Origin of the sequence: Candidatus Palauibacter australiensis (genome assembly GCA_026705295.1) — a bacterium.
GTDB lineage: Bacteria > Gemmatimonadota > Gemmatimonadetes > Palauibacterales > Palauibacteraceae > Palauibacter > Palauibacter australiensis.
The window spans coordinates 18,073-43,523 of sequence record JAPPBA010000155.1 but is presented as its reverse complement, the minus strand read 5'-3'; the positions used below and the strand labels follow the sequence as shown (position 1 = coordinate 43,523).

Annotated in this window: 24 protein-coding genes; 11 read left to right on the top strand and 13 right to left on the bottom strand. The window is 68.5% G+C overall.

Translation table 11 applies throughout. The features are described 5' to 3' along the window. The first annotated feature begins 7 nt into the window (after positions 1-7). The 4 genes from OXN85_12975 (at position 8) to OXN85_12960 (ending at position 3,859) form a co-directional block, all read left to right on the top strand. The gene (locus OXN85_12975; GenBank protein ID MCY3600872.1) at positions 8-349 is read left to right on the top strand and encodes an SPW repeat protein; all 342 of its coding nucleotides are present in this window, start codon (positions 8-10) and stop codon (positions 347-349) included. A gap of 210 nt (positions 350-559) precedes the next feature. Then, entirely contained in the window at positions 560-1,585 is a 1,026-nt protein-coding gene (locus OXN85_12970; GenBank protein MCY3600871.1) for a PAS domain-containing sensor histidine kinase, read from the top strand. Then, positions 1,579-2,232 (top strand): response regulator transcription factor, encoded by a 654-nt coding sequence (locus tag OXN85_12965; GenBank protein ID MCY3600870.1) that lies wholly within the window; start codon positions 1,579-1,581, stop codon positions 2,230-2,232. Before OXN85_12970 ends, OXN85_12965 begins: the two co-directional genes overlap by 7 nt. A 130-nt stretch (positions 2,233-2,362) precedes the next feature. Continuing rightward, a complete protein-coding gene (locus tag OXN85_12960) occupies positions 2,363-3,859 on the top strand; it encodes a hypothetical protein (GenBank protein MCY3600869.1) in 1,497 nt (498 codons plus the stop codon). A 988-nt stretch (positions 3,860-4,847) separates the two neighbouring features. Here OXN85_12960 and OXN85_12955 read toward each other — a convergent pair. From OXN85_12955 to OXN85_12935, 5 genes are all read right to left on the bottom strand, one after another. Beyond that, positions 4,848-5,873: a hypothetical protein gene (locus OXN85_12955; protein ID MCY3600868.1), complete on the bottom strand. Its 1,026-nt coding sequence runs from the start codon at positions 5,871-5,873 to the stop codon at positions 4,848-4,850. 212 nt (positions 5,874-6,085) lie between these two features. Continuing rightward, positions 6,086-7,540, bottom strand: coding sequence for a carboxypeptidase-like regulatory domain-containing protein (locus OXN85_12950; GenBank protein ID MCY3600867.1), 1,455 nt, complete (start codon positions 7,538-7,540; stop codon positions 6,086-6,088). A 129-nt stretch (positions 7,541-7,669) separates the two neighbouring features. Then, entirely contained in the window at positions 7,670-8,776 is a 1,107-nt protein-coding gene (locus OXN85_12945; protein MCY3600866.1) for a hypothetical protein, read from the bottom strand. Positions 8,777-8,873: 97 nt separating this feature from the next. Beyond that, positions 8,874-9,572: a hypothetical protein gene (locus OXN85_12940; GenBank protein ID MCY3600865.1), complete on the bottom strand. Its 699-nt coding sequence runs from the start codon at positions 9,570-9,572 to the stop codon at positions 8,874-8,876. Positions 9,573-10,031: 459 nt separating this feature from the next. Then, on the bottom strand, positions 10,032-11,237 hold the full coding sequence (locus OXN85_12935) for a 2,3-bisphosphoglycerate-independent phosphoglycerate mutase (GenBank protein ID MCY3600864.1): 1,206 nt from the start codon (positions 11,235-11,237) through the stop codon (positions 10,032-10,034). Positions 11,238-11,290: 53 nt separating this feature from the next. On the opposite strand from OXN85_12935, the gene OXN85_12930 reads away from it, so the two are divergent. The 6 genes from OXN85_12930 (at position 11,291) to OXN85_12905 (ending at position 15,424) form a co-directional block, all read left to right on the top strand. Then, complete coding sequence (locus OXN85_12930) at positions 11,291-11,941, top strand: ABC transporter ATP-binding protein (protein ID MCY3600863.1); 651 nt, start codon at positions 11,291-11,293, stop codon at positions 11,939-11,941. Then, on the top strand, positions 11,938-12,618 hold the full coding sequence (locus tag OXN85_12925) for a heme exporter protein CcmB (GenBank protein MCY3600862.1): 681 nt from the start codon (positions 11,938-11,940) through the stop codon (positions 12,616-12,618). The genes OXN85_12930 and OXN85_12925 overlap by 4 nt, the downstream gene beginning before the upstream one ends. A 10-nt stretch (positions 12,619-12,628) precedes the next feature. After that, positions 12,629-13,288, top strand: a complete 660-nt coding sequence (ccsA, locus tag OXN85_12920) for a cytochrome c biogenesis protein CcsA (GenBank protein MCY3600861.1) — start codon at positions 12,629-12,631, stop codon at positions 13,286-13,288. A 7-nt stretch (positions 13,289-13,295) separates the two neighbouring features. Beyond that, positions 13,296-13,448: a heme exporter protein CcmD gene (locus tag OXN85_12915; GenBank protein MCY3600860.1), complete on the top strand. Its 153-nt coding sequence runs from the start codon at positions 13,296-13,298 to the stop codon at positions 13,446-13,448. Positions 13,449-13,551: 103 nt separating this feature from the next. Then, positions 13,552-14,442: an RNA polymerase sigma factor RpoD/SigA gene (locus tag OXN85_12910; GenBank protein MCY3600859.1), complete on the top strand. Its 891-nt coding sequence runs from the start codon at positions 13,552-13,554 to the stop codon at positions 14,440-14,442. A gap of 40 nt (positions 14,443-14,482) precedes the next feature. Next, complete coding sequence (locus OXN85_12905; GenBank protein ID MCY3600858.1) at positions 14,483-15,424, top strand: creatininase family protein; 942 nt, start codon at positions 14,483-14,485, stop codon at positions 15,422-15,424. Positions 15,425-15,439: 15 nt separating this feature from the next. Here the strand turns inward: OXN85_12905 and OXN85_12900 are convergent, their stop codons facing one another. From OXN85_12900 to OXN85_12870, 7 genes are all read right to left on the bottom strand, one after another. Beyond that, entirely contained in the window at positions 15,440-15,880 is a 441-nt protein-coding gene (locus OXN85_12900) for a vitamin K epoxide reductase family protein (GenBank protein MCY3600857.1), read from the bottom strand. Positions 15,881-15,883: 3 nt separating this feature from the next. Continuing rightward, on the bottom strand, positions 15,884-16,486 hold the full coding sequence (locus tag OXN85_12895) for a thioredoxin domain-containing protein (GenBank protein MCY3600856.1): 603 nt from the start codon (positions 16,484-16,486) through the stop codon (positions 15,884-15,886). A 184-nt stretch (positions 16,487-16,670) separates the two neighbouring features. Then, positions 16,671-18,104, bottom strand: coding sequence for a hypothetical protein (locus OXN85_12890; GenBank protein MCY3600855.1), 1,434 nt, complete (start codon positions 18,102-18,104; stop codon positions 16,671-16,673). After that, positions 18,101-18,823 (bottom strand): HAD family hydrolase, encoded by a 723-nt coding sequence (locus tag OXN85_12885; GenBank protein MCY3600854.1) that lies wholly within the window; start codon positions 18,821-18,823, stop codon positions 18,101-18,103. The genes OXN85_12890 and OXN85_12885 overlap by 4 nt, the downstream gene beginning before the upstream one ends. Next, entirely contained in the window at positions 18,820-19,818 is a 999-nt protein-coding gene (locus tag OXN85_12880; GenBank protein MCY3600853.1) for a threonine/serine dehydratase, read from the bottom strand. The genes OXN85_12885 and OXN85_12880 overlap by 4 nt, the downstream gene beginning before the upstream one ends. After that, positions 19,815-22,331: a DNA gyrase subunit A gene (gene gyrA, locus OXN85_12875; GenBank protein ID MCY3600852.1), complete on the bottom strand. Its 2,517-nt coding sequence runs from the start codon at positions 22,329-22,331 to the stop codon at positions 19,815-19,817. Before gyrA ends, OXN85_12880 begins: the two co-directional genes overlap by 4 nt. Positions 22,332-22,424: 93 nt before the next feature. Continuing rightward, the gene (locus OXN85_12870; protein ID MCY3600851.1) at positions 22,425-23,057 is read right to left on the bottom strand and encodes a metallophosphoesterase family protein; all 633 of its coding nucleotides are present in this window, start codon (positions 23,055-23,057) and stop codon (positions 22,425-22,427) included. A gap of 26 nt (positions 23,058-23,083) precedes the next feature. On the opposite strand from OXN85_12870, the gene OXN85_12865 reads away from it, so the two are divergent. Beyond that, entirely contained in the window at positions 23,084-24,235 is a 1,152-nt protein-coding gene (locus tag OXN85_12865) for a saccharopine dehydrogenase NADP-binding domain-containing protein (GenBank protein ID MCY3600850.1), read from the top strand. A gap of 160 nt (positions 24,236-24,395) precedes the next feature. On the opposite strand, the gene OXN85_12860 is transcribed toward OXN85_12865, so the two are convergent. Next, positions 24,396-25,442 (bottom strand): glycosyltransferase, encoded by a 1,047-nt coding sequence (locus tag OXN85_12860; GenBank protein ID MCY3600849.1) that lies wholly within the window; start codon positions 25,440-25,442, stop codon positions 24,396-24,398. Positions 25,443-25,451: the final 9 nt, after the last annotated feature.

Genomic DNA, 25,451 nt, shown 5'->3' with positions numbered 1-25,451 from the left:
AGGTTCGATGGCCTCACGCTGGGTCGGTCTCGCGCTGGGACTCTGGTTCCTGGGCGCCCCGTTCATCTGGGGATACCCGTTCGGATTCCTGTGGTGGCACAGCGTGGTGCTCGGCGGTTCCATCCTCGTCGTCACCATCACCTTCAACCTCGGCATCAACCGGATCAGCGGCTGGGGACTCATCGCCCTCGGCGCGTACAGCATGCTGTCGCCCTTCATCCACGGGTATCTCGCCAACGCGCAGGCCCTGTTCAACGACCTCATCTTCGGCGTCATCACCGTGGGCACCGGCACCGCAATGGGCGGAGCCGGAATCGAACACTCCGAGCAGGAGCCAAGCACCGCCTGACCCCTTACGTTCCCGCGGGAACGTAAGGCTTGCCTACGGCAGTCTGCGGAGGACCATAGCACGTCGACATTACCGGAGTTGATTGCGTGACAGCACTTTGAAAAGTGTCATGTTTATGCGTCGGACAATGACACTATCAACTCAAATATATACGCTCCTTACTTATTTTGGGGGATATCCGCCCACTCTCCGCACTGGAAGCGGACGATCGTGCTGACCGAGAGGGACTATAGGGCCGTTTTCGACGCCTCGCCGGACGCGATGCTCATCGTGGATTCGGAAGGGACGGTTCGCGACCTCAACCCGCAGGCCGTCGCGATGTTCGGCTGGAGTCGGGAGGAGATGGATGGCTACCCCGTGGAGCGGCTGGTTCCCGCAGCTAGCCGTACCCGGCATGAGCGGCACCGCCGACACTACAACGAGACGCCGCGTGCCCGTCCCATGGGGCAGGGATTCGAGTTGCTGGCGTTGCGCCGGGACGGCACGACCATTCCGGTCGAGATCAGCCTGAGCCCCGGGAGACTGGCGTCGGGTCAGGAGCATGTGATCTGCACGGTCCGGGACATCACGGGCTGGAAACGGATGCGGCAAATGTCCCGAGCGATGGTGACCGCCATCGAGAATGAGCGGAAGCGATTGTCCCGCGACTTGCACGACGAGTTCCTCCAGTACCTGGCGGCCCTCAAGATCAGGGTGAAGCTACTAGCGTCCGAGCCGACGGCGGGGGACAGGGAGCAGGCGCGGGCGCAGATCGCCGGCGAGATCGATGACACGATCCGCGGCGTGAAGCGGATGATCCGGGGGCTGCTGCCGCCGGAACTGGAACGCCGGCGGCTTTCGTCCGCGCTCGAGTCCGTCTTTCGGGACATCGGCGAGGTGCATGGATTCACGGTCGACGCGAACCTCGACCGAGTGGACGAGGAACTGGACGCGGCCGCCGCCCTCGCCCTGTACCGGATCGTTCAGGAAGCCGTGACCAACGCAGAGAGGCACGCGGGCGTCACTGAAGCGACGGTGACGCTCCGGTCGGCGGGCGGGGCGGTCATCGCGGAGATCCGCGACGAGGGTTGCGGGTTCGAGTTCGATAGTCACAAGGGTCTCACCAGCATGCACGAACGGGCGGCGCTGGTCGGAGGCGGCCTCTCCGTGGATACGGCGCCGGGCCGGGGGACCACGATTCGGGTCACCGTGCCGGCCGTAGGTCCGGAAGACGAGAGGGATCGCGGCGGATGGTGAGGGTGCTGCTGGTCGACGACCACCCCGTGGTGCGCGCCGGCCTGAAGGCGTTGCTCGAGATGACGGAGCACGTGGAGGTGGTGGGCGAGGCATCCTCCGGCGAGGAAGCGGTGGAGAAAGCCCGGACGCTGGAACCGGACATCGTCATCATGGATCTGGCGCTGCCCGGCATGGACGGAGTCCAGGCGACGCGGCGCATCACCGGGCTTGGACTCGGAGCGAAGGTCCTGGTCGTCACGATCCACGACGAGGATGACTACGTCGTGCCCGCCCTGAAGGCCGGCGCGGCGGGCTTTCTGAACAAGTCCGCCGCGGATACGGATCTCATCGGCGCCATCGAAGCCATCTTGCACGGGCACTCCTACCTGCCCCAACAGGCGGCGGCCCTGCTCGCGCGACGGAAGACGCAGGACCATTCGAGCCGCGAGACGGGACCCGACGTGCTCACAGCGCGCGAGCTTGCCGCGGTCGAGTTCTACGCGAGCGGCTTTTCGGCTGCCGAGACGGGCAAGGAGATGGGTCTCAGCCCCAAGACCGTCGAGGGCTATCTCGCCCGCGCCAAGGCAAAGCTGGGCCTTCACACCCGCCGCGAGGTCGTGCGCTTCGCGCTCGAGGCCGGACTCCTGCACACCGAGGACGAACGCTAGACCTACTCGGCCCTCTGCGGACGCCCGCCAACTTTCCGGCCGTTCACAGTCGCCCGCGTATAGGTAGCAGTCAGGTGTACCGCGCAAGCAGTGGCCGCGGCGGTTTCACGCCGTTCTTGGTGTGCTGCTAGTGATCGGGATCGTGTTGGGCCAGGAGGCGTGTTACCCGGATTCCGATTCTCTCGCCGCGCCGGACTTCGAACGTCCGACTATGGCAGAAGCCAGCAACGAACCGATCTTGTTGGCCGATGTATCGGCGGATGCCCTTATGGGAACCGACAAGCGGTTCTTTGAGATCAGTCAGATCGTACCGGAGTTCGGTGGCTACTGGATTGATGAGCGCGGGGACGCGGTGACTGCGCTGACCAATCTGACCAAGCAGACAGCGGTGGCAAACGTCACGAGATCGGAAATCGACAGCAAGCTGTCCAGTACGGGCGGTTCCCGTCGGTACACGGAGGTGACCTACACGTTTTCCCAGCTCATCGGATGGAAGGAGAACATCACCGGACTCTTCGGTGCACGGAGCGACGTTGCGTACCTCGACATCGATCAGAAGAACAACCGGCTTCTGGTCGGCTTGGTAAGCGTTTCCGCTGCTTCGGCTGTGCAATCTCTGGCGCGAACCGTTGGTATACCAGACGGTGCGATCGCAACCACGGTCTCTGGTCGGGCTGAGCCGGATCGAGCGCCACCCATCAGATACGAGGGCGGATCCGCGCAGTCTTACCACTCGCTTCGACATCGGTTCAACAGGACTCTCGGTGGTATCATGGTGCGTCACGGAGATACAACTGGCGTTGACCGTTGTACACTCATGTTGGGCGTGACGATGGGTTCGTCGGAGCGGTATGTCACTGCGTCTCACTGCGCAGGAGACGACGCCTTCGCATCCCTCGACACCGATCTTCCGATCTACCAATCCGGCACGAACACGAGTGACCGGCTAGGGTATGAACTCGTGGATCCCCAGCAGACATGTTCGATTAACGGTGGCGGTACGCCTCCCGCTCGCTGTCGGTGGGCCGACGCCGCGTTGTTCGGTCAGGACGACTCCAACGACAAATTCGCGCGTGGATGGATTGCGACCACCAAGGATGACGCGGATGAGATCGTCGAGTCGGGTGGCGAGTTGATCGGGTCACCGTTCGATGCTTGGAAGCATAACCACAAGCATGGCGACAGCCTGTATGTCATGACATCCGAAGGTGGCGAGATTCCCACCACGCAGGTCACTGGTCAGAGCTTGATCAAGATCGGAGCGTTCTCCGGTCGGACACACGGTAGAGTCACGCATGATTGTGTGGACATCTACAACTGGCCGAGCCCTGCGCGCGATTACGGAGTCCGGTGTCAGAATCTTGCGAATTACCTCCGCACGGGGGGCGATAGCGGTGGACCGGTGTTTGCCAGCGACGGAAGATTCTTTGGCCTCCACGTTGGCAGATTCACCAATAGCAATTCTAGCGAGGACGACGTCGACGCGTCACCTTTCTACTCGCCGATTGCGAATATCGAGGAGGATCTGGGTTCGATGAACACGGAGGGCGAGGAACACCTGGCGTTTTTCGTCCCCTACAGCGTGTGGCAGGCCGTGGTCGCTGATGATGGAGGCGATCAGCAATGATTCAACGATGTGCCTTGACGCTCACCGCAGCCGGTCTCATGGCCGGCTGCGGTGGCGTGGTCTCATCCGAACCGCAGCGCGGTGAGATCGTCGGTGCGATCTACGGTGACATGGAATCGGTTGTCTCCGTACCGGACACGGTCCGTGTGGATCAGTCGTTCCCGGTATCGATTCGGACGTTCTTTGGTTGCAACGTGGAGCCTGGACGAACGGAGACCGAAACGACGCGGCTTCACGCGACGATCACACCGTACATGAACTGGCGGTACAGCTCGAGTTGTCCGGACCATGGGATAGGTAACGATCTTCGGCAGATCTACGTGCGATTCGATCGTGCCGGAACAGGCGAGATCACGGTGACGGGACTGGACCGGATTTCGTGGCCCCCGCACGAGCCCCCGGGCGACACGGTTCGCGTTTACCGTACGGTCCGGGTGGTGCGCTCCAAGTGAAGTCTCTCACAGTGTCAGCCGTACCTGCTGCGGGTGCCGAAACTGCAGGCAGCTCGGGTCGTTGAGCGATACGGGAAGAGCTGGCTGGTTTCAACCCGATCCCGATTCCAACCACGCAGTGATCCTCGTTTCCCCGGGGTCCGAGCGGCGCTCCCGGATCCCCCGAGTCATAGTCCGCACGTGCAAGACGTTTCAGTGGCATGAAGATTGTCCGGAATTTTGCAACACTGTACGCTGCGGAACAAGATTCGACGTATCTGCCGACTCCTGGGGGCCGGCAGTGCGTCCGCTCACGGCGGGCAGAGATCCGCGCATTCGTCGTCGTAGTACCTCCTGAGCCCGGCCAACTCCTTCGGGTCGGCGAGGGAGTCTCGTAGATGCTCTGGTATTGGCAGCGCTAATGTCGCACGCGAGCCGAAGATGCCGAGGACGTTACCACACCCCGAGTTCGCGAGGACAAGCGCAAGCACTGGAAGCAGACGCCTAAGCCCACTGTGCCTGACCCCCGGACGTTCCCGGGTGAACGTCTCGTCTGGCTAGCAGCCCCCTAAGCCGGTCCACTCCTCCACGACGAAGCCTTCGATGGTGTGGATTCCCAGTTCGTTGAGCCGCACACCCCAGATCGTGTCGCGCAAGACTTCGTTCGGGGTGAACAGGTGCGGTAGGAGAACGTCGGAGGGTGGAGAAGCCTCTACGACATCGTCGACCCTCCGGAGCGTCCACACTCTCCAGCGGCTGTGCTCCCGCCGATTCGCTTCCAGCAGTATGGACTCCGGATCCAACCGTGCCCACACGCGGCCATCCGACATGAACTGAAGATCGTGCACGGCTGGATGCCGCTCCGGTACGGGCAGGAGGTTTCTCAGATCGAACTCCTCCTGACGTGCGTCCGGGAAGAACGTCGAGAAGAACGCGTCCACCTCCTGCTCCGTGATTCTCGGCCCACGCAGGGAGTCCCGGATCGCACCGACCACGTCGCCGAACCTGTCGATCAGGACGATCTCGAGCCGCCTTCCCCCAACCGACACTGCCGCCAGCCCTCCGCAGGCCGCGCTCACATCCGCGTGTGGAGGCGCATCGAACGGCCGGATGAACGCGGACACGCTCATCGACCTTCCATCGCCCGACCACACGCCAACAGGACCCCACGGCGGCACGTGCCCGAGGGTGTCGATCGCATCGGAGTCGAAGTGCTCGAGTTCGATGGCGGTCGGCGGTTCATCGTCCTCTGCGGGCGGGTTCATCGCATCCAGGACGACTCCGGAGATCACGAGCCGCCGATGGCCCAAGTCGAATACCTCGCGCGCCATCCTGCCGGGCCGCTGCTCCACTGCGATGGTCTCCCCTACTTCGGCGTTCGGTCGAAACCGCGTCAGGCGTCGCGCGATACGATCCCACACCGTCGCGCCGCCCGTGATGTTCGGGGACAGACTCAGCGGCAGCCGAAACTCCCCGGGGCCATCGCCCTCCCGTCCAACCGCGTACACGCTGTCGGGTGTGCGAATCACGATACGTAAGTTGCCCGCGTCGAGAATCCAGAGATCATCGCCGACACGACTCACATGTTCCGGCCGGAACAACGGCCCCGCGGTTTCGGCCTCCGTCAATTGCCGCACACGAGTCGCAGTCACGACCGGAAGCGTTCTCGCCGTCCCGACGGCCTCGGCGCCGCCGTCACAGCCCGCGACCCCGAACGTGACCGTGCAGACGAGCCCAATAGGTCCACTCTTCGTGAACACTCCGACGAGGCGCTCGGCGCCACCCGACTGGGCGGTCAGTTGTCGCAGCGGCGTAGATCGCGGCCGGAGCGGTCCTTGGGCTCCAGGACGAGGAGGACGCGGGCCTGCCCGGCCTCCGAGACGACGACCCGTGGCGTCGGCGACCCGAAGCCTCCGCAGTCGGCCCGCACCTGGTACGCGCCGGGCGGCAGGTCCTCCATCGCGAAGCGGCCGGCAGCATCGGTCACGACCCGGATGTCGGTGCCGACCAGTATGACGGGCACGGCCGGGAACCCCCGCCCCGTGTTCCCGTTCACGACCCGCCCGGCGACCGATCCCGGCATCGTGACGGGGACAATCAGACGCGCCACCTCACCAGATTCGGCGCGGAGCGTGGCGACCTCGCCCGGATGGGGACCGTAGGAGGGCGCCAGCGTGACGTCGGTTCCCGACGGGAGGTCGCAGAGCCGGAAGCGGCCGGTCGAGTCGGACCGCACCTCGATCTCGGAGAGTTCGAGCGGCCCCTCCTCGCCGGCCGGCGCGAACGACGCCCGGATGCGGGCCGCCGGCAGCCGCACCTCGGTGAGCCGGTCCTCCACCGTCCCGTCGAGCGTCACCTCGGCGGCACCACCGGCCGGCTCGCAGAGCTTCACGTCAATCTGCGGAACCTCGCCCCCCATCTGCGCCATCCAGTCCGACCACAGGATGATGACTCCGCAGTAGAGCGTGGTGTCGTTGAGCGCGAAGAGCGGGATCGGAGACGAAGGCGGATACAGCTCGGCGGCGCCCAGATCCGCCACGGACAGTTCGTCCAGCAGTCGCGAGGACGGCTCCACGGGGGACTGGTGCCTACCGGCCGGGTTGAGCGACACCGGCTTGCTGGTCCCCCAACCAGCCGCTTCGCCGATTCGCTTCCGGTCGTGCCAGACCTGCACCTTGGGACAGCGGGACAGGGGGGCCCGCATCTGCAGGTTCGACACGAAGTGCGACAACCGGGTGAAGCCCGCGCTTCGGGTTCTGATCCACTCCGGCTCGAAGTACGTGCCCCAGCCCTCCTCCAGCCGGTCGTAGAAGCCCGTCTCGACCAGGCGGAGCGGCCGACCCTCGACGTCCACCTCGAGCGGCGCCACCTCGACCGGGTCCAGGGACAGCCGCACGTCGAGCGAGGCCGGCCCGTCCGGCCCCACCGCCAGCGGCACGCCGTACGCGGCGAACCCGATGCGCCGGACGCCGAGCACGTACTCGCCCGGCGCGATGCCGTCAAAGGCAAAGGCGCCGCTCGCTCCTGTGACGGTCTCCGCCACCACGACGTCCCCTCCCGCCAACCGTACCGCGGCACCCGCCACGGGCTGGCCGGTGTCCTCGGCGCGGACCACGCCCGCCACCCGCCCCGGCTCCTGCCCCGCCGCCGTCATCGGCCATCCAACACACAGCGCGAGCGCCATGAGCGCCAGCCGCCGCGTCACGCCGCGGCCGCACGACCGCGCGATGCCTGTCGCGCTGGCGCCCATCGTTCAACCTCCCTCTCGAGTTGCCCCGAACTTCCCCTTCCTCCCCTGCTCCGGATCGAAATCTGACGCCTGCGGGCGGGGGGTGCGAGTAGCACCGCCGGACCCCGCACGTTCCCGCGGGAACGTCTCCTAGTGCGGTTCCACCCCCAGCGCCCGTACGAAGGCAGCGTAGTCCACCATGATGATATGCGGGACGGGAAAGCTGGCCTCGAGGAGCACCGCTTGACCAGGCTGGGCGTCCAGCAGCGAGACCCTGCTGCTCGTGTAGGAGGCGGGAGATCCGCCGCGAGCCGGGATGAAGTGCGTTCCGGACTCCGTTCCCGATTCGACGATCTTCCACGCGGACAGGATCGGTGTTCGATTCAGGATCGCGGCGCCCGTGAAGATGTAGCTCCCGAGTTGTAGCGTCCGCACGGCTCCGCCCGTGACCCTCTGTTCGCGGCCAACCACAGGTTCCGTGAACTCCGGGACGGTGTCCACGGTGGATGTGCGGACGCCGGGGCAGGAGAGCGTGAACGTTTCCGGGGGGTCTCGTCCGTCGTGGTGGAGTACGGCCAGCCCTCCCGCGCGAGCGAGACGGCTCGGGCGGCCCCGGTCGCGGCTCCGGTAGGCCGAAACCTCCGCCGGACTCGCGCCCTCGAGGATGGAGACCGGAGTCTCTTCGAGGGCCTGGAATGACCGGAGCCAGACGATGGACCCATCGTCGTAGGCGCCGGGACCGTAGACCAGAAAACCGTCCGCGCAGCCACGCGCGGCAGATGTCGGCCAGAAATCGATCGGCCGGTCCTCGACGAGTTCCCCGTCCAATGTGAGCACCGAGGCGCGGCCGGGTTCCAGCACGAGGATGCGGTCGTTCGACACCGCCAGCGCCTCGGGACTCTCGGCTTCGCCCGGTCCCTCGCCGCGCGGCAAGAAAGCGGCTTCGAGCGATCCGTCGGGGTTGAAGACACGCACGAATGGCGGACTAGCATCGAGCGCCACGACGAAGCGGCCGTCCGGCGTCAGCTGCGCATCGAGAATCCGCCGAAAGGCCTCGGCCTCCGAATCAGGGTTCACTTCCGCCCCGATTCGCACGCCGGACCCGATGAGCGCCTCCAGCGACGCGGAGACGTCAACCACCTCCCGGTCGTCCGCAACTCCCAACTCCGTGAAGTCGCCCTCACTCCCACAAGCGAGGAGGCCCGCCAGGAGCAGCAACGCACCGCAGGTCAGGTCCGCTCTAGGGCTGTACGGCATCGGGGAGTCTACGGGAGTCCGAACTGCGTGAACACTCCGGCGAGCCCCCCAGCGCCGCCTGACCCCAGGCGGTCCGGCCGGAACGCGTCCGACTCGGTCAGCGCTGAGAGGCCAAGTGGGTCACGTCGTACCAGTCCACGCGGCGCTCGCGGACTACGCCGCCGGTGTCGCGCTCTACCAGCACGGCGAGCGTGTTTCCGAGTACGTCCATCCCCACCACCTTGTCCGCCACCTGTAACGTCAGCGCGTACTCGGGGCCTGTGTCGGCGAGTCGGAACACGTCGATGTGGCTGAACGCCGGTATCACGGCGGGCTCCGAATTCCATTGCGACACCGCCCAGAACCGTCGACGGTCGTCCACGACACGGGAGCCGTACCAGACCCTCGGCCGCTCCCGGATTCCGTCCTCGCTGGTGTCTGGACGCCAGCCACCCGCGGGAATGGAATTCAGCCTCTCCAGTGCCGCCTCCACATCCTCGTCCGTCGGATATCTCTCGACATACGTGGAGCGTACGATGGCATCCGGTTCGTCCGCCTCCCGGTCGCCGTACCACACCAGGAACTCGCCGTAGCAGGTCACGAACAGACGACCGCCGCCTCGGTCATCGTATCCCAACGAAAGCTGGCGACGGCGAGATCCGGGCGTAGGGGTCGAGCAGTCGACGACGGCGGCTTCGTCAGGGAACGCCCGCTCCCATACCACACGACCTGTGCCCGGATCGATCTCCACGTTTACCCAAAAGAAACCGCCATCCGGGTCGCGCTTCAGGTGGGTGCCGACCAGCGTCCCGGCCATCTCCTGTGACCCTCCGCCCAGAAACCCGCGCGGGAGTCCGGGAGTCGAAGTAAGGAATTCGCCCGCTTTCGAGAACACCGACAGGCGGCCAAGTCCCATGTCGACAACACCAATCGTTGCCCCCGGGCCGCGAAGGATCGCGAACGGGTCCGTGAGCTCGCCCGGTCCTTCGCCTTCCTTGCCGACCTGAAGGACTCGCCGCCCGGATCGGTGCAAGCGACACGGTACCAGTAGGTATCGATGACGCAGGCCAAGTCACCTTCCAGCAGCACGATCTCGTCGATCATGCTCGGCGGCGCGATCACGGACGCATACGGGTCGAGTTGGACGGTGTGCGACACGGAATCCGTCGGCTCTCCACAGCCTGCGGACAGCGCGACGGCCACGAGTACGATTCCTGGCCTACGCAACGTCGGCGGGTGACGGTGATCCCGGGCTGTACGGGGCCATACCACGCGGCTAGGCTCCGAACTTTGCGAGGCGGCCGGCGCTGGCGGCGGCGAGGCGCATGAGGTCGCAGCCTCGGACGCGGCCGTGGACGCCGGCGCGGCAGGCGGTCTCGCCGAAGGTGGTGGCGGCGTCGTTGCGGGCCGGGGGGCCGTGGAGGAGGAAGGGCACGGGGTGCCAGCTGTGGCTGCTCATGACGGAGGGGGTCGAGTGGTCGCCGGTCACGAGGATGACGTCGGGGCCCGCATCGACGAGGTCGGGGACGATGACGTCCGCTTCCTCGATGGCGGCTACCTTGCGGTCGAAGTCGCCGTCTTCTCCGGCCTTGTCGGGAGGCTTGAAGTGGAGGAAGAAGAAATCGTAGTCGGCGAACCGCGCCTTCAGGGCGTCAACGAGCGGGGGGGCGCCCGCGGGCACCGTGCGCGCGTCCATGCCGACGAGGCGCGCGACCCCGCGGTACATGGGATACGCGGCGGCCGCGGTGGCCCGCATGCCGAACACGTCGCTGAAGCGGGGCCAGCCGGGCTGGCTGGAGACGCCGCGCAGGAGCGCCATGTTCGCCTGCGTCCGGCCGGCGAGCCGCTCGGCGGCCGCGTCGAGCCACGCGGCGAGGAGCCGCGCGGTCGGCTCGGATGCCGCGTTCCGCGCCACGGGGGCCCGGGTCGGCAGACCGGGCTGGCCGGGGTCGGTGTCGTTGACGGCGTCGCCCGCGGGGGCGTCGGGGTGCAGGACGAGGACGAAGCGGTGTTCCTTCACGTGGCGCACGGTGCAGCGGGCGCCGTCCAGTTCGATGCCGTTGAGCCGGGCGGCCAGGGGGGCGGCTTCCTCGCACGGGATGCGGCCCGCGCGGCGGTCGGCCACCCGGCCGTGGGGGTCGAGGGTGCAGAAGTTGGCGCGCACGGCGATGTCGCCCGGCCGGAGCGGGAATTCGATGCCGAGGGCCTCAAGCACGCCGCGGCCGGTCTCGTACACGAGGGGGTCGTAGCCGAACAGGGCCAGGTGGCCGGGGCCGCTGCCCGGGGTGATGCCCGGCGCAACGGGGTCGTGGAGGCCGCACGTTCCGGCGCGCGCGAGTTCGTCGAGGTGCGGGGTGCGGGCGGCCTCGAGTTCGGTCGGTCCCCCGGGCTCGCGCGGCAGGCCGCCCAGCCCGTCGAGCACGTAGAGCAGCACCTTGCCTCCGCCGCCTCCGGCGAGACGGGCGATCCGGTCGAGTTCCATGCGGCGGAACGTATGAGCGGCCCCGGCGGCAGGCCAATCGCGCGGGCGCGCCGGTGAGCCTCGCGGTCGCCGCGGAGGGCGTCACCCGGCGCTTCGGCCGGCGCTGGGCGCTGCGCGGGGTCGACCTCGCCGTGCCGCGCGGGGCGGTCGTCGCGCTGCTCGGCGCCAACGGGACGGGCAAGACGACGCTGCTCCGCGTGATCTCGACCGTGCTCAGGCCGACCGCGGGCCGGGTGGAGGTCCTGGGTCACACCCTCCCCGCGGGCGGGGACGAGATCCGGGCGCGCGCCGCGTTCATGACGGCCGGTGGGCACGCGTACGAGGAGTTGACCGGGGTCGAAAACCTGCGCTTCGCGGCGCACATGTCCGGGACGGAGGCCACGGACGACGACCTGCGGGGCGCGCTCGCCGCGGTCGATCTCGGCGGCGCGGCAGACGTCCCGGTGCGGGCGTGGTCGACCGGGATGCGCCAGCGCCTCGAACTGGCGCGGCTCCGGCTCCGCCCGCTGGAACTCGTGCTGCTCGACGAGCCCTTCGTGAGCCTGGACGAGGACGGCGTGGGGCTCGTCCACGAGGCGGTCCGCGGGTGGCGCGAGGCCGGCGCCGCCGTGGTCATCGCCTCGCACCGGGTCGAGGACGCGACTCGCCACGCCGACGAAGTCGTGCGGCTGGTGGGCGGCCGGGTGGCCGCCGAGACCGCATGAGCGCGCTCGCGCGGCGAGCCGCCGCCATCCTGTGGAAGGATATCCTCTCGGAGACCCGCACGCGGCAGGGCTTCACGGCGATGCTCTCCTTCGCCGCGCTCGTCCTCTTCATGTTCAGCTTCGCCATCGGCGTGGACAACGACCTGCTCGGACGGCTCGCGGGCGGCCTCCTCTGGGTGGCGATCGTCTTCACCGGCACCCTCTCCCTCGGCCGGACGTTCCAGAACGAGGAACTCGCGGGCGGCACCCACCTGCTGCGGCTCTATCCCGGCGACGTGCGGGCGATCTACCTGGGCAAGCTGGCCGGCAACCTCGTCGTGCTCGCCGCGCTCGAGGTCCTCCTCTTCCCCGCCGCCGCGATCCTGTACAGCGTCGACTTCGCCGCGCAGGCCGGCCCGCTCCTGCTCGTGGCCGTCCTCGGCACGTTCGGCTTCTCCGTCATCGGGACGTTCTTCTCCGCCCTCACGGTCCACCTCCGCGCGCGCGAACTCCTGCTGCCGCTCCTCCTCTTCCCCGCCCTCGTCCCCGTCGTCCTCGGGAGCGTCGGGGCCACGGAAGCGTTTCTGGCGGGCGACCCGCTCGGACGGGCCGGCGGGTGGCTGAGGTTACTCGCGTCCTACGACGTGATATTGTTCGTCGTCTGTGTCTGGATCTTCCCCGTCGTCCTCGAGGAGTGATGCGGGTTCAATGAATAGACTGACCAAGCTCGGGTGGCTTGCGATCGCCCTCATCGCCGTCAGCACCGTGCTCGGACTCGCCGTCCTGCCCGCCGACGGGCTGCAGGGCGAAGTCCAGCGCCTCCTCTACGTCCACGTTCCGATCGCGTGGGTGATGATGCTCGCCTTCTTCGTCGTCTTCCTCATGAGCATCCTCTACCTCGTGCAGCGCCGGCTGAAGTGGGACCTGCTCGCGGTTTCCGCCGCGGAACTCGGGGTGGTCGCCGCTGTCCTCACGCTCATCCTCGGCACCCTGTGGGGCCGGCCCACGTGGGGGATCTGGTGGGCGTGGGACCCGCGAGTCACAACCACGGCGCTCCTCGTACCCATCTACACGGGCTACCTCGTCGTGCGGTCGATGGCGGAGGATCCGGACCGGCGGGCGCGCTGGGCGGCCGTGATCGGTCTCATCGCGTTCGTCCAGGTCCCGATCGTGTACCTGTCGGTGTTCTGGTGGCGGAGCCTCCACCAGCCCCCGTCGTCCCCGCAGTCGATGTGGAGCGCGTACGGGCTCGTGATGCTGCTCGGATTCGTCGCCTACACGCTCGCGTTCGCGTACCTGTGGCTGCGGCGCTACCGGCTGGCTGCAACGGAACTCGAACTCGAACTGTCGGGACCGGAGGAAGGGTGAACCGGGTATGAACGAACACTGGCTGTTCATCGGCGCCGGATACGGCATCACCTGGGTCACCCTGTGCTGGTATCTCCTCCGCCTGCGACGCCGGGAACGCGCGGCGGCCGCGGCTTCGGGCCGGGGCGGCGAGGGAGCCGGAGCGGGGGGTTCGGGGTAGAAGCAGTCGGGAAAAGGTGCGGCTCGCTCCAATTTCCTCTATCATTTCAAGTTTGTATCAAGAGCGATCGGACAACCGACCCGGGTCAGGATTCGGATTTCATATGGCGAAGACGGCTACCGGCCGACGCATGTTCTTCGACACGCACGCGCTCGACTCGTTCGACCAGTATCTGCAGGATGTCGAGCGTTATCCGCTCATCGAGAACCCGCAGATCGAGCGGGAGATCGCCCGGAAGGCGCGGGCGGGCGACCGTCACGCGGCGGAGCGCCTCGTCACGGCGAACCTGCGCTTCGTGATCTCGTATGTGAAGAAGTACCAGGGCCGGGGGCTCAACCTGGCCGAACTCGTCTGCATCGGGAACGAGGGTCTGCTCAAGGCCGTCAAGAAGTTCGATCCCGACAAGGGCGTGAAGTTCATCTCCTACGCGGTGTGGTGGATTCGGCAGACGGTGCTCCAGGCGCTGGCCGAGCAGACCCGCTCGGTGCGCATCCCGCTGAACCAGAACTCCAACCTCGTCAAGCTCTCCCGGACGGAGACGGCGCTCACGCAGAAGCTGGGGCGCTCGCCGACGGACCGTGAGATCGCCGAGGAGATGGAGGAGCCGGTGGAGACGGTGCGGGCGCTGCGGCGCGTGGCCTCCGCCGAACTCAGCCTCGACGCGCCGCTCGACAAGTCCGACCGCGACAGCGCGTCCTTCGGCGAGCGTTTTTCGGGGATGGACGACGCGGACATCGAGGAGGATGTCGAGGACCAGGCGCGCCGGGAGTTCCTCGAGAAGATGTTCGAGCGCTACCTCACCGAGCGCGAGCGGAAGATCCTCGTCCTCTACTACGGCCTCGACGACGGCGAGGAGATGACGCTGGAGGAGATCGGTTCGCTCCTCGGCGTGACCCGCGAGCGCATCCGGCAGATCCGAAACCGGGCCTTCGACAAGCTGCGCGCCTCGCCGGACGGAGAGGCGCTGGAAGGGTTCTGGCGCGCCACCGCCTGAGACCCTCCGGGGGGCCTACCAGCACGACAGGAGAGGTCCCATGCGACGGTCCCTGCCCGTCTCGCCGCTTTCGCTGGTCTTCCTCTTCTTCCTCGCTCCGGCGGCGTCCGCGCAGACGAACCCGCTGTGGACGCAGGAGAAGGTGAAGAACTACCTGCCGCACATGACCGTGCCGGAGGTGCGCGATTTTCTCGCGCGCAGCGACATGGTCCTGATCCCGGTCGCCGCGCTGGAACAGCACGGCAACCACCTGCCGATCGGCACCGACTACCTGAACGGGGTCGAGCAGGCGAAGCTTGTGGCGCAGCGGGCGGACGTCCTCGTGGCTCCGATCCTGCTGCCGGGACAGTCCCCCTATCACATGGGGTTCGAGGGGACGATCACCCTGCCCTCGACCCTGATCCAGGAGGTCTACGTCGAGGCCGTGAAGAGCCTCATGGCGCACGGCTTCAAGCGCTTCCTGATGCTGAACGCGCACGGGGGGAACCGGGCCATCACGACGTTCATCGTGGACCGCATCAACCAGGAGACGGCGGGGATCGCCGTGGACCTGGGCGCGGTGTCGGGACGCTTCCGGGATCGGGACCGGATGGCCTCCGTTCCGACGCCGCCGCCGGACGAACTCGACCGGCACGGCGGGACGCCCGAGACCTCGAGCTCCCTCTATCTCATGCCGACGCTGGTGGACATCGACGCGGCGGTCCCGGCGGAGGTCACGATGCCGGCCCACCTGGAGGCGATGCTGCCCGACGTGCTGGCCGGCGACCCGACGGCGCTCGCCGTGTTCCTCGCCGAGGGACTCAAGGACGAGTCGACGGGCAAGGGCACCTCGTCCGCGGAGATGTCCTCCACGGGCGTGTGGGGCACGCGCCATCCGGCCGAAGCCACGGTCGAACGCGGCCGCATCGCCACCGAGGTCTTCGTCGACGCGGCCGTCGCTTTCATCGAACGCTGGAACGAACTCCGCCCCCCCGGTTCCTAACCCGGCTCGGGCGCGTCAGGTCGAGCGGCGGAGCGCTCGGAACTCGGGGAGGGTGAGGAGGAAGATTCCGAGGGTGATGACGGCGCTGCCGACGCACCAGCGGCAGATGGCGTGGATGACCCACAGTTCGAGGGCCGTCAGGTAGATCGTGAAGGCGAGTCCGCCCAGGGCGAGCAGGGCCAGCGCGCGCGGGATCCAGCCGGCGGCGCCGATGCCGTCCCGGGTCCCCAGCATCGAGACGCCGAACACGGCCACGTACCAGCCCACGCCCCAGCCCGCCACGGGGAATCCGAGGAAGCGGGCCCAGCGCGACCCCTGTACCAGATCGCAGCCGCCGCCCGCGCCGCACACGAGTTCGCCGTAGTAGCCGAGCGCGTAGAGGAAGAGGTAGGTGGAGAGGAAGGCGCCGGCCAGCGCCAGGAGCGCGATCCCCCGGCGCCGGTTCAGTTCGCTCATGGGTTACGGCGCTCCCTGACCACTCTCCGAGGCATCGCTCCCGGAGGACAGCTCCTCCAACCGGCTCCGGATCATCCCCTCCAGGAACGTGTACGGGTCCGCGCCCTGCCAGTTCACGCGCTCTCCGTCCACGAAAATCGTGGGGGTGGAGTTCACGCCCCGCGACTCGGCGACCCGCTGCGACTTGGCGACGTCGTCGAGGTAGCGGCGCTCACGCATGCACTCGTTGAAGGTGTCGGCGTCGACGCCCCCGTCCCGGGCGATTTCGGCGATCGCGCCGGCGGGATCCTGTTCCAGGTACCAGCGCGTCTGGCGAGCGAGCAGCAGGTCGTGTACGGGCCAATACAGACCCTGCTCGTTCGCGCAGCGCTCGGCCAGCGCCGCGGCGATCGAGTTGGGGAAGGTGCCGAGAATGATGGTGTACGCAACCCAGCGCACCGGGCCGTTGGCCGGCTCGACGTAGTTCTGCCGCAGGAGCTTGCCGTGGAAGCCCGAGAACTGCGCGCAGGCGGGACACGACGGATCGTAGAACTCCTCGATCGTGACCGGCGCCGACTCCGCCAACTCGTAGCCGACCGCGGGATCCGCGTCTGCCGCGGCAAGCACTTCGGCCAACTCGGCCGGGGTTGGCGGCGGACCCGAGCTACTTTGTCCGCCCCCCACGAAAAGCCAGTATCCGCCAGCAGCCACGACGACGACCAAGGCGATCGGGAACCACCGGTTTTTGCGCGCGGGAGCGCTCGTCTGCTGTGCCATCTTCCTTGCCATCTGTCGTACTCCCTGTCCTGATTCAGATCCCGGGCCAGCCAGGGATCAGGTCCCGGGCCAGCCAGGCCAGCGCGGCAGCGACGAAGAACATCACTATCGCGAGAATCGCCCATCGGCTCCGCTTCGACAAGCGTCGGGCGCGAAGGGCTGCCAGCGCCCGGAGGCCGGGAATCATGCGATCGGACCACAGGGCCCCGATTTCGAGGAGCGCCGCGGCGGCCGCGGAGACGTATCCCCGGTCCAGCTTCATCACCTCGTCCGTCCAGGCCTGGATCGCCTCCTCGACGCTCGCTTCCTCCGCCTCCGGCGGGGCGAGATCGCGCGCGTGCAACTGCTGCAGGAGGAGCTGCTGCCGGGCCAGCGCGGTGTCGAACGCGGGCTTCAGGGCGTCGATGTGCTTCGACATCGCGTCCCGCAGAGCGGGTTCCTCCGCCGCGGCCAGCGCCTTCTCGCCCTTGTCCCGGTCGAGACGCCTGGTCCTGACGACCGCCTCTACCTCAGCGGTGTACACTCGTATCAACTCGTCCGTGACACCGCGAAACGCGGCGGTGGCGTCCTGCCGCATCTGCTCCGCGTCCATCGCCTGAACGGCGCCGGCGACGGAGTCGGCTTCGAGCGCGGCGGAGCGCCGCAGCATGAGGGGGCCCAGCGCGATCTCGCCGAGCGTCCGGAAGTGTCGCTCGAAGTAGCGTCGATCGAAGCTCTCCCCGATCGAAGGGTCGATCCGCACGCGGTCGACCGCCGCCTCGGTCACCCGTTGCAGCGTGTCCGCGCCCACGGAGAAATCGGGCAGGCGCGCCCGCACCGGACGCGCAACTTCCCCCTTGTCGAACATCTCCAAGGCGGTGTCGGTGTCGGGAGGCGCCGGGACGGTGCCGGCAACCTCGACGATGGCGCGGATTTCCTCCGGGAAGAGATAGCGCACCTCGAAGGACGCATCCCCCTTGGCGAGTTCGAGGATGGGGCGACCATCCCCGTGGGCGTCGGCGGCGGCTTCGGCCGCGTGCTCGGTCGGCCAGCGCAAGGTGTACTCGTGTTCTTCGGCGAAGAGATGAAGCCCCCGCCTCGTGAACACCGCGAGGTAGAGTCCCTCGAGGGGCGCGTCGCCGATCCTGCCCGCGATCTCGGTGCCCGCCGTACACACGACGACGTCAGCGGCCAACGGCCGGAGGAGGGCTCGGCGGCCCGCCACGTCGCTACCCCGTTCCACGGTGCGGGCGAAGTCCTCCAGGTCTCCGCTCTCCCCAAAGAAGGCGACGGTGTGCCGGCGGGCGAAGACGAGAATGAGGCCGGCCCGCCTCGAGACCCAGAAGACGGACGCGAGCGGAATCTGCCGGTCCTCGAAGTGAATTCCGGCCGGCGTGCAGACAACCGAGACCTGCGACCGCACCTGCTCGCCCCCGAGGTGGACGTCGAATCGATACGCCCTCGGGTCGCGTTTCGGGCTCCGGTTCATGCGCTCGCCAGGACCGACATCACGCGGCGGGTGTCCCGGAGATCAGGAAGGGCTTCGTCGGCGCCGGCCCGGCGGAGGTCGTCGACGGAGAAGCGTCCGGTGGCCACGCCGAGCACGGACAGGCCGGACCTGCGGGCGCACTCGATGTCGTGCGGGGTGTCCCCGATGATCCATGTGCGGCCGGGGCCGTAGCGCGTTCCCGTGTGGCGGAAGGCCCGCTCGAGCGCGATGGGCGGCAGGCGGTTCCGGTCCGCGTCGTCGCACCCGAAGGCGCCGAACGGAAAGCGGCTCCAGAGCCCGACCGCCGAAAGCTTCCCCTCGGCGCCGGCGACGATATTGCCCGTCAGGAGCCCGAGCGCCGCCCCCTCCGCCTCGAGCGCGTCGAGGATCTCGGGAACGCCGGGCGTCGGGCGCATCCGTTCGCGCCGCTCGTCGATCTCGTCCTCCAGCCGGGCGGCGTACGCGGGCCACAGCCGGTCGAACCCCGGCGCGATCTCTGCTTCGGACAGGCCTTCGGCGCGGAGGAGCGTGCGCACGATCTGCGGGTCGGTCATCCCGTCGAAGGGGAGATCGTCGATGGGACCGGGCGTCCCGTATACCTCGATCATCGCGCCCTCGATGGCCGCGCGGCCGACCCCCGCCGCGTGCACCAGCGTCCCGTCGATGTCGAACAATACGAGCTGCGCAGCACATCCCGGAGTCCCGTTGGAGGCGGTCAACCGCCGATCCACTCCGCGAGGAGCGCGGGCTCGATGTTGCCGCCGGACAGGACCGCCACGGTCTCCCCCCGCTCCGCGGGCGCCACCGCGCCGTTGAGCAGCGCCGCCACCGTGGCCGCGCCGGAGGGCTCCACCACCAGCCGCAGGCCGAAGAGCCAGCGGACGGCGTCCCGGATCGCCTCGTCGTCGACGGTGATGACGCGGTCCACCAGGTCGCGGCAGTGGGCGAAGGTGAGATCGCCGGGGCGGACCGGCTTGAGGCCGTCGGCGACCGTGGACACACGGTCGAGCGTGACGGGCGCGCCGTGCTCAAGCGAGCGCAGCATCGAGGCCGCCCCCTCGGGCTCGACGCCGATCACCTCGGCCTCCGGGCAGCGGCGCCGCACCGCGGCCGCGACGCCCGACAGTTGCCCGCCGCCGCCGATCGGCGCCAGCACCATCCCCGGTTCGCGGGAGCCGAGTTGCTCGATGATCTCGAGCGCCACGGTCCCCTGCCCCGCGATGATGTCGGGGTCGTCGAAGGGCGGCACCATCGTCCCGCCGACTTCCCGCTGAATCTGCTCGGCGCGCGCCTTGCGCTCAGCCGACGTCGTGCCCTCGAGTTCGACCTCCGCCCCGAGGGCGATCGTCGCCTCGCGTTTCACGTCGGGGGCATCGACGGGCATCACGATCCGCGCCGGCACCGCGAACGCGCGGGCGGCCCACGCCACGGCCTGCGCGTGATTGCCCGACGAGTAGGTGAGGAGCCCCGCGGCCCGCGCTTCCGGCGAGAGCCGGCTCACGTAGTTGTACGCGCCACGCGCCTTGAAGGCGGAGACGCGCTGGAGGTTCTCGCACTTCAGCCACACGCCGTCAGGCGCGTCGGTCGCCCCGCGCCCGTCCGCCCGCGGGAACGGGGCGGGGATAAGGGGCGTGCGCCGAACCGCGCCGCGAATCCGCTCGTGCGCGGCCTCGACGTCGGCGAGTGAAACGAGGGTCGCGGTAGCGCCGCTCACTCGGTGTCCTCGACGTCGCCGGCCTCGACTTCGGCGCCGTCAAGAGCGTCGGCTTCCGCAGGATCGTCCGCCGCGGGATCCGTTCCGATCGGATCGATCAGGCACGCAACGTCCACGAGTTCATCTCCTTCATCGAGCGCGACCAGCCGCATCCCTTGCGTGGCGCGTCCGATTACCCGGATTCCCTCCGCCTGCTGCCGATTGATGACTCCGTTCCGGGTCACGAACATCAGCTCGTCGTCGTCCGTTACCTCTCGCACGGCCGCGACCAGGCCGGATTTGTCCGTCGGCTTGAGGTTGATCACACCCTGCCCCCCGCGGTGCGTGATCCGATAGTCATCCACATCGCTGCGCTTGCCCATCCCCAATTGCGTCGCGGTCAACAGGGAACCGCCCCGCCGCGCGACCACCATCGCGACGACGGTGTCCCGCCCCTTGAGCCTGATGCCGCGCACACCCTGAGCGACGCGTCCAACCTCTCGTATGCCTCCTTCCGAAAACCGGATCGCCCTCCCGCGGCGCGTCGCGAGGATCACATCGTTCGCGCCATCGCTCAGCTTCACATCGATGAGCCGGTCGTCCTCGAGGATGTTGATGGCGCGCAGACCCGGCGCCCGGACGTTCCGATACGCGGCGAGGCTCGTCTTCTTCACGAGGCCCCGGCGGGTGGCGAAGATGAGGAAGCGGTCGGCGGAGAACTCGCGCGCCCTGACGATGGAGGCGATTTTCTCGCCCTTCTCCATCCTCAGCAGGTTCACGATCGGTTTCCCGCGCGCCGTCCGGCGTGCGAGCGGGATCTGGTACACCTTGAGCCAGTACATGCGGCCCGCGGTCGTGAAGATGAGGAGATAGTCGTGGGTCGAGGCGAGGAAGAGGTGCTCCACCCAGTCCTCTTCCTTCGTGCCCATGCCCGCGATCCCGCGCCCGCCGCGCCGCTGCGCCCGGTAGACCTGGGGCTCGATGCGCTTGATGTAGCCGGAGTGCGAGACGGTGATGACCATCCGCTCTTCGGCGATGAGGTCCTCGTCCGTGAGGTCCGAGGTGTCGGGCACGATCTCGGTGCGGCGCTCATCCCCGAACTTGTCTACGAGAGCCGACAGCTCATCCCCGACGATCTCCATCCGCCGGGCGCGCGAGGCGAGGATGGCCTCGAGTTCCTGCCGGCGCGCGCGCACCTTCTCCAGTTCCTCCTCGAGTTTCTCGATCTCGAGTCCCGTGAGGCGCGCGAGCCGCATGTTCAGGATCGCGTCGGCCTGGCGTTCGCTGAGATCGAAGACTGACCGGAGTTCCGCGCGCGCGACCTCGGTCTCGGCGGAGGCGCGGATGATGCGGATGACTTCGTCGATGTTGTCGACCGCGACCTTGAGCCCCTCGAGGACGTGTTCCCGGTCCTTCGCCACCCCGTACTCGAAGCGCGTCCGCCGCTCCACCACCTCGTGCCGGTGCTCGAGGAAGTGCCCGAGCATCGTCTTGAGGTCCATCACCTGCGGCTCGCCGCCGACGAGCGCGAGCATGATGACGCCGAAGGTGGACTGGAGTTGCGTACCCTTGAAGAGCTGGTTCAGGACGATCTGCGGCACTGCGTCGCGTTTCAGTTCGATGACGACCCGGATCCCGTCGCGGTCGGACTCGTCGCGCAGGTCGGAGATGTCCGTGACCTTCTTGTCGCGCACGAGACCCGCGATCTGCTCGATGAGCCGGGTCTTGTTCACCATGAAGGGGATCTCGCGGATGATGATGCGGTCGCGGCCGTCCCGTCCCTCCTCGATATCCGCCTTCGCGCGCATCACGACCCGTCCGCGGCCCTGCCGGTAGGCTTCGCGGATCCCGGCCCCGCCAAAGATCGCGCCCCCGGTGGGGAAGTCGGGGCCCCGGACGATCTCCATCAACTCGTCGAGCGTCGTGTCGGGCGCCTCGATGAGGCGGTGACAGGCAGCGGCCACCTCGCGGAGATTGTGCGGGGGGATGTTCGTGGCCATGCCGACGGCGATGCCCGACGATCCGTTGACGAGGAGGTTGGGGAGCGCCGAGGGCAGGACGGTCGGCTCCTGAAGCCGATCATCGAAGTTCGGCGTGTGGTCGACCGTCTCCTTGTCGATGTCCCCCAGAAGCTCGCTGGCGAATCCGGCCAGCCGGGCCTCCGTGTACCGGTAGGCCGCGGCGGAGTCACCGTCCACGGACCCGAAGTTGCCCTGCCCGTCGACGAGCGGGTAGCGGAGCGAAAACTCCTGCGCCATACGGACGAGCGAATCGTAGACAGCCGAGTCGCCGTGCGGGTGGTACTTGCCGATCACGTCGCCGACGACGGTGGCGCTCTTCCGGTAGGGCCGGGTCGGGCCGAGGCCCGCCTCGTGCATCGCGTACAGGATCCGCCGGTGGACCGGCTTCAGGCCGTCGCGAACGTCGGGGAGGGCGCGCTGCACGATCACGCTCATCGAGTAGTCGATGAACGATTCGCGCATCTCTTCTTCGAGCGGTCTCTGCTCGACGCGTTCTATACTCTCGGTGGTCATGGATTCCCGCTGGAACTGGCGTGTTCGAGATCCTCGAGGACGCGGCGGCCACAGGCAGCTCCGGAGGAGCCCGGCCGCACTCGGTAAGACCCGCTAATCTACAGGGTTTCCGGGCATTCCGCGACTTTCGATACGCCACTCCGCGCCTGCGGGGCCGGCGTTGACGATCGGGGTGTCTCCGGCCCGGGAGCGGACGCCCCATGAGCCGTGGATGTGGCCGCAGACGACGAGGCGGGGGCGGGTGCGTTCGATGGCTTCCAGTACCGCGGTGCTGCCCATGTGGCGACCCGACGCGTCGGCGTCGGCGTGGCCGAGCGGGGGGGAGTGGGATACGAGGACGGCGCCCGCGGGGCACGGCGCGAGGAGGTCCCGCGCTTCGTCTTCCGTGAAGTCGTAGCTCCACGGGCCGAAGGGGGTCACCGGCACGCCGCCGCCGAGACCGAAGAAGGGCACGCCGCCGATGTCGACGCCGTCTCCGTGCAGGACGTGGGCCGCCGGCCAGCCTTGGCACGCCGCGGAGAGTTCCTCGGCGGACTCGCCGTTTCCGGGCACGAGGACGGTGGGGGTCTCGATCGCGGCCAGGACTTCGACGATCCCGGCCAGGCCGCGCCGCTTGACCGCGAGGTCGCCGGCCCCGACGACCGCGTCGAAGCCGGCGGCCCGCTCGACGATCGACGCGGCGGCCGCGAGATCGGTGTGGAGATCGCTGAACAGCAGGAGACGCATGGCGAGTCGCTCCGTAGTTTGGGGACATGCGTGAATCGAAACTGCTCATCTACGGCGCCACGGGATATACCGGGCGGCTCGCGGTGGCCGAGGCGGTGCGGTCCGGGCTGCGGCCGGTTGTCGGCGGCCGGGATCCGGAGAAGCTCGCCGCGCTGGCGTCACCGGGGGCCGTGGCGCACGGGCTGGAGACCCGGGCCTTTGGACTGGACGACCCCGCTACGCTTGCCGGCGCGCTGGAGGACGTTGCGGTCGTCCTTCATTGCGCGGGGCCGTTCTCGCGCACCGCTCTCCCGATGTACGACGCCTGCCGGAAGACGGGCGCGCACTATCTCGACATCACCGGGGAGGTCGATGTGTTCGAGGCGCTGGCCGCGCGCGGGGCGGAGGCCGCCGCGGCCGGCATCATGGTCCTGCCGGGCGTCGGGTTCGACGTCGTCCCGAGCGACTGCCTCATCGCGGACCTCGCCGCGCGGCACCCGGGCGGCCGCACCCTGCGGCTCGGCCTCGCGGCCCGCAGCGGCGCCTCCCGCGGCACGATGCGCACGGTAGCCCAGGCGATCGGGCAGTTTCGGATCCGGCGCGACGGTGCGATCGCGACGGTGCGACCCGGTCAACTGCGTCACGCGTTCGATTTCGGACCCCCGCCGGGCGCCGCGCTCGTCGGGGTGCTGGGAGACGTGACGACGGCCTTCCATTCCACGGGAATACCGAACATCGAGACCTACCTGCAGGCAACCCGGAGCTTCACCCGCCTCACGAGGATCCTGCGCGGCTTCGGCCCGCTGCTGGCCGGACGAACGGGAAGGGCGCTGCTGAACCGCCTGCTCGATCGCGCGCCGGAGGGGCCGAGCGAATCGGCGCGCCAGACGGCGCACGGGATCCTGGTCGCGGAGATCGAAGACGCGGAGGGGAGGCGGGCGGCGGCGCGCGTGCGGACGCCGGACCCCTACGGCTTCACCGCGACGGTAGCCGTCGCCATCGCGGGACGCGCGCTGGCCGGTGATTTCAAGCCGGGCTACCAGACCCCGTCCTCCGCCTACGGCGCGGATCTGTTGCGGGAGTTCGATGATGTGACGTGGGAAGTACTCGACCATGACTCCGCGCCTCGGCACTCTGGTGGCCGGTGGCATGATCCGACGAGCCTTCGAAAGAGGGGTGCAGATTGTCAATCGGAATGACAATCTGCACCCCCGGATGCACAGTTAGGTGGAAGGCGACTACGTGCAGGAGGAGTGCCACCGCGTCCTCCTTCCGTTCGCCGGGTAGAACCTCCCCGTACGTGACCCGCGACGCGCCTCAACCGCTCGCCCCGGTGAACAACCATCGTGGCACCTACAACTAGGCCACGGCGCGGTAGTCGTCGATCTCCCGAAAACCCAGGGCCTCCAGCGCCTCGCGGATCTCGCGGCGCGCGCCGGGTGTGCCCACCGCGAGGAGCACGTACGGGCGGACGGACGCGCCGAACGCCGGGAGATCCTGCGGGCGGAGGACGACGGCTCCGTGGATGTTCTGCCCGATCTTGCGGGGGTCCAGGTCCACGAACGCCTCCACCGGGCGGGCGCGAGTCGCGGATCCGGCCTGTTCGAGCCAGCCGCGCGCGAAGGCCTTTCCGACCTTGCCGGCGCCCCAGATCACGAGCGGCCGGCCCGCCGGTACATGGCCGTCCGCCAGGTGCGCGATCTTCAGACGCCGGAACGCGTCGGGGCTGTAGCGGTCCGACCGCTCCGACAGCCGGTGCGGACCCAGGCGCCACTCGTGGAGGATCTGCGGCACGTTCGTCATGCGATGGCCCGCCGTGGCCAGCCGCAGGATGAGGTCGTAGTCCTCCGGTCCCCCGGCGTCGCGATAGCCGCCGACGCCCTCGAAGGCGTCGCGCCGCACCATCAGCGTGGGGTGGGCGATCGGACATTCGACGAACAGGTCCCGCTCGACCGCGGCGGGCTCGGTGAGCCCGTTGATCCAGCGCTCGTAGCGGAGGTAGCCCGAGTTGGGCCGGGGCCGCGGGAAGTAGCGGACGCCCGTGCCGCAGGCGGCGACATCCGGGCGCCGGGCGAGGAGGCGGAGTTGCGCGGCCAGCCGGTCGGGCCGTGCCACGTCGTCAGCGTCCATGCGGGCGAGGAGCGGCGACCGGGCCTCGCCCGACAGCCGGCGCAGCGCCGCGACGATCCCCGAACCGTCGCGATCGACGAGACGGACGCGGGGGTCGCGGTCCGCCCACGCCCGCAGCAGCGGTCCGGTCCCGTCCCTCGAACCGTCGTCGAGCGCGAGCACCTCGAAGCGCGGCTCGGACTGGGCGGCGAGGCTTTCGATGCACGCGCCCAGGAAGGGCTCGGCGTCCCGGCACGGCAGCAGGATGGAGACGCGCGGCTCGTCCACCTGGGTCACGCCGACTCC